General features: G+C 48.5%; 1 protein-coding gene. It reads left to right on the forward strand.

The genetic code is table 11. The features are described 5' to 3' along the window. The first annotated feature begins 34 nt into the window (after window positions 1-34). Window positions 35-1,021 (forward strand): tRNA epoxyqueuosine(34) reductase QueG, encoded by a 987-nt coding sequence (gene queG / locus NJ959_RS29995; RefSeq protein WP_254015415.1) that lies wholly within the window; start codon window positions 35-37, stop codon window positions 1,019-1,021. Window positions 1,022-1,047 lie beyond the last annotated feature (26 nt).

The raw sequence follows: 1,047 nt of genomic DNA on the forward strand, positions 1-1,047 counted from the left end.
CCCCACTCCCCACTCCCCACTCCCCATTAACAAAGTGAAAATACCGATTACTAGCAGCGAGGTGAAGGAAAAAGCGAATTCCCTAGGGTTTCATAAGGTAGGTATTGCCGCCGTGGATACCAATCCTGATGATTCAGCCGCCAGACATCTCCAGACATGGCTCGCACTAGGGTATCAGGCTGACATGAAATGGATGGCAAATCCGAAGCGATTAGATATCCATGCTTGTATGCCAGATGTACAATCGGTGATTGCCGTTGCTCTCAATTACTATACCCCTCACCAACGTCCTGAAGGGAAAGACTATGGCAAAATCTCTCGTTACGGTTGGGGCAGAGACTACCATAAGGTGATGGATAAAAAGTTGAAAGCATTAGCCAATTGGCTTTGCGCGAGCCATCGTATTACCAAGATTGGCGATCGCAATAGTACCAGCAAAGGCGTTCCCACAGAAGGTATCCAAGCGCGTTACTATGCTGATACAGGTCCGGTGCAAGATAAAGTCTGGGCACAGAAAGCTGGGATTGGTTGGATCGCCAAGAATGGTAATCTGATTACAAGAGAGTATGGTAGCTGGGTCTTTTTAGGAGAAATCTTAACCAACTTGGTATTAACACCAGACACTCCCCATACTCAACATTGCGGGAGTTGCACCCGCTGTATCGAGGCTTGTCCGACAGGAGCTATTACTCAACCCTTTGTGGTAGATGCTAATCGCTGTATTGCTTATCACACGATTGAGAATCGAGCCGAGGAATTGCCTCAATCCCTAATTCCTCACTTAGAAGGTTGGGTAGCAGGTTGTGACATCTGTCAAGATGTTTGTCCGTGGAATCAACGGTTTGCTCAACCGACTGATGTAGAAGAATTTCAGCCCTACCCTTGGCATGTAGCTCCCAGATTAACAGAATTAGCCACCATCTCCGACGAGGAGTGGCAGCATCGAACAACAGCATCAGCTCTGCGGCGGATTAAGCCAGCAATGGTGCGACGTAATGCGAAACAGGGGAGTGGGGAGTAGGGAGTAGGGAGTAGGGAGTAGGGAGT

Origin of the sequence: Limnofasciculus baicalensis BBK-W-15 (assembly GCF_024178385.1) — a bacterium.
GTDB classification, from domain to species: Bacteria; Cyanobacteriota; Cyanobacteriia; order Cyanobacteriales; family Coleofasciculaceae; genus Limnofasciculus; species Limnofasciculus baicalensis.